This window comes from Streptomyces sp. NPDC002911, from assembly GCF_053591835.1.
Genome location: NZ_JBSFUO010000099.1, coordinates 1 through 1,033 on the forward strand (window position 1 = coordinate 1; position 1,033 = coordinate 1,033).

At 67.8% G+C, this 1,033-nt stretch carries 2 protein-coding genes; one reads left to right on the forward strand and one right to left on the reverse strand.

The window, feature by feature from the left end; genetic code table 11:
• Positions 1-433: transposase (locus ACWD04_RS34030; RefSeq protein WP_451137592.1), on the forward strand; the 433-nt coding region annotated here is incomplete at its 5' end.
• On the opposite strand, the gene ACWD04_RS34035 is transcribed toward ACWD04_RS34030, so the two are convergent.
• Entirely contained in the window at positions 399-920 is a 522-nt protein-coding gene (locus ACWD04_RS34035) for a hypothetical protein (RefSeq protein WP_451137593.1), read from the reverse strand. The genes ACWD04_RS34030 and ACWD04_RS34035 overlap by 35 nt on opposite strands.
• Between the last annotated feature and the right edge of the window lie 113 nt (positions 921-1,033).

Sequence of the window (1,033 nt, forward strand, 5' to 3'; positions counted from 1 at the left end):
TTTCGACGGCGGGAAGAAGATCAACGGCCGTAAGCGGCACATCGTCGTCGACACGACGGGGCTGCTGCTGACGGTCATGGTCACCGCGGCGAACGTGACCGACCGGGAGGCGGCCCAGGTGCTGCTGGCCCGGCTGGCGACACGGTTCTTCCTGCTCAGGCTGGTCTGGGCCGACGGCGGCTACACCGGACCCCTGGTTGACTTCGCCGCGAAGGTACTGCGTCTCGCACTCACCGTCGTCAAACGCAACGCGGACGCCTCGGGCTTTGTGGTGCTGCCCCGCAGATGGGTGGTCGAGCGGACGTTCGGATGGCTGATGCGCTCGCGCCGCCTGGCACGCGACTACGAAAGGCGGACCGAGACGTCCGAGGCGATGGTGCTGTGGTCGATGACCATGATCATGAGCCGCCGCCTCGCGAAACAGGAACGCTGAAGGAGCCCGGTGTGTCCTCGACGAGCCAGCCTCGCGCGGCCAGGCGCTTCGCCTTGGACCGCACCCCTTCGATCTTCGCCGGAACCAATTCGAGTCCCAACCCGTCAGCGAGTTGCCGACAGATCGCCGGCCCCTCGCCCGACCTCTCACGATCAGCCAGGACATGCATGATCCGCTGATAGTCCGGCGGCAGCACCGTCACGTCCAGCCCTTCCCGCCGCACCGGCACCACCGAGCCGGACACCGCCCGGCCCACCGCCGGACCCGGCTCAACCGGCCGGGCCTCCCGGGAAACTTGCGCGTCATCGGGCTCGCCGGCCTCGGACAGCACCTCACCCACCGTCTCCTTCGCGATCACAAGGCGATCCCGCGCGGCCTCCGCCTCCTCCAGCTCGGCAACGAGCCGGTCCAGCTCACCCCGCAGCGACTCCACCCGCCGCCGGGCAGCGACCTCCCGCTCCTCGATCAACCCCATCACCGACGGCATCCGGCACCTCCACCAAAGAGAGAACACGACGTGTCATCTCTACTGCAGGGCGGGCGAATTTACGCCTGACCAGCGGAAACCCGGCGATCACACCCGGAAAAACAACAGGTTCT